A 2077-nucleotide genomic window follows, 5' to 3' on the forward strand; every position below is an offset into this window, starting at 1 on the left:
ATTAAAAGCAAACGCTCAAAACTGTGCTACCAAAAACATCAATCTTTAAACAATTGATCATGATGGCAGCACAGTTCTTCGGCTTTAAATAAAAAAGTAAATCTTCTTAAGTGTTAAAGTCTACATCGTTATTGGATAAAAAATCCTTTTACTGTTGCAGTTCTACAAATCTGATGGTTTGTAATAATTGCCCGTTTTGATAGGAAGCATATTTTGCGCAATCATTGCCAGGTACACATTTCCCGTTGCCACAACTGCCCCCCTGTTATCTGAAGTTGGATAAGTCATGCTTGAATCGTGGGAGAAGCCAACCATATGGCCAATTTCGTGTATTGATTCGTAACAGATATTTCTGGTCGTATATTTTTGCAACAAGTACTCGGCCAAACCAAAAGTGCTACCGCCTCCGAGGCCCGAAACGTTCACCACAACGCCACAATTCATTGTAGAGATATTGAGGATATTGTTAAAAGCCTGTTGTTTCTGCTCAGTTGTCATTAAAACTTTATTATTATCCGTAATTGGCTCAGCCAAAAATACTTTCTGGGTTGTGTCCGCTTGGAGCATATAAGCCAAGTTAATCAGCAAACCAGTGAACCTCCTTACGTCTTTTGCATTAATGTTCTCCTTCCAGTTATTCGTGGGGTCGTCATTAACATCAAAATCTTCGAACTTAATTTTCCATTTCAGTTTAGCCAGCGATTTAAGCTTTTTGATCAGTTCTGTATCTCCTGTGAAATCAAAGGATACCTTTTCGGCTGGAATACCTGTAGTTTTATATTGTGCTAAATCTACTTCCTGTCCTTCAACATTCAAAAATTTGGTACTCCCTTCTATAAAAGAATATTTAATCTCCTTGATAGCATGTGCCCTGATCTTTCCGATCTTGAAAAGCCTGATCGGTTTTGCCTGTCCTTCTACAGTCATCAATATAGTGGCATCAGTAATATCAACCGGCGCAAAATTAGCCACCTCTATTGTGGTTGCATTTATGGCTTTCACGCGCAAAACTTTGCCAATTTCATACCGCCTTGCTTCTGAGGTAAGCTGTGCCATAGATTCTCCGTCTGTAAACATCAAACCGGAATTGCTATCGCTGTCAAAATTATATACGGTAGTTGTGGTTGCTGGCGTGGGAACTTCAGGCTCTGTTTTGCTCTTCTTGCAGCTAACAAATAAAATAATCAAAAATGGAAGAATAAGTTTTTTCATGGGTAGGGTTTTTAGGTTAAATGTTAATCATTAGGCTAAATTTTTGTTAAAAATATTTCACCACGATAAAGATTCAATGATATCAAAAACTAAACTACCTCAAATTTAACTAATACCTATGCTTTTTTGATCGTGGAGGCTGGACGCTATAAACCTAACGGGATATTCTATCTGAACAGGCTACTCTTTAGGTTCCTGATGAAATGGCCGGGACATCGCATCACTATCAGGAAATAGATTTGACAAAAATCATAGACAAAGTTACTGGTATCAAAAAAACAGTAGTATTGGTGAAGATAACAGTAGTTAAACCAAAAGACCAATGCTATTTTGGCGTCATAATCAAACGGGCACATTATAAATAAGAGCAGAACATAATCTTAGGTTACGGGATAACAAAAGAAAGATCTTTGTATTCCATAATGAATCATTAGCATACGTACAAAATAAGCCAGCACTTTAGCTCATTTATTCTTTTAAAATCATCATCTATCTGGTACTTTCGCAACCCCTATACGTCTTTAATCGACCAAGTTTTAAATATTGAGCCATTGAAAGAAAAATTATCTGAATTATTAGGGTATCTGACCATCCCTTTGTTTATCGACAAGACCGCAAATGAGTAAAGTATTTTTCTTCGTTTTCTTCCAGTTCCCTATCGCTTAAGATAATGAAATTATATGATGACATTATTTTAATTGAGCTTTTAAAATGCGGTAATATGTCCGCATTCGACGAGCTCTATTGCAGATATTGGGAAATGTTATATGATATTGCTTATAAAAAACTAAAAGACCAAGAAGACGCCAAAGATATCGTTCATGATATTTTCTTACAGCTTTGGAATAACCGGACTTCGCTAAAT

The 2077-nt window shown here is 36.4% G+C and carries 2 protein-coding genes; one reads left to right on the forward strand and one right to left on the reverse strand.

Annotated elements, in window-relative coordinates:
• Positions 1–162: 162 nt before the first annotated feature.
• Positions 163–1212: a hypothetical protein gene (locus AC1DND_RS26410; protein WP_477585644.1), complete on the reverse strand. Its 1050-nt coding sequence runs from the start codon at positions 1210–1212 to the stop codon at positions 163–165.
• A 721-nt stretch (positions 1213–1933) separates the two neighbouring features.
• On the opposite strand from AC1DND_RS26410, the gene AC1DND_RS26415 reads away from it, so the two are divergent.
• On the forward strand, positions 1934–2077 hold a 144-nt coding region (locus AC1DND_RS26415; protein ID WP_477585646.1), incomplete at its 3' end, for an RNA polymerase sigma factor.

The organism is Pedobacter sp. 01N416 (genome assembly GCF_056399685.1).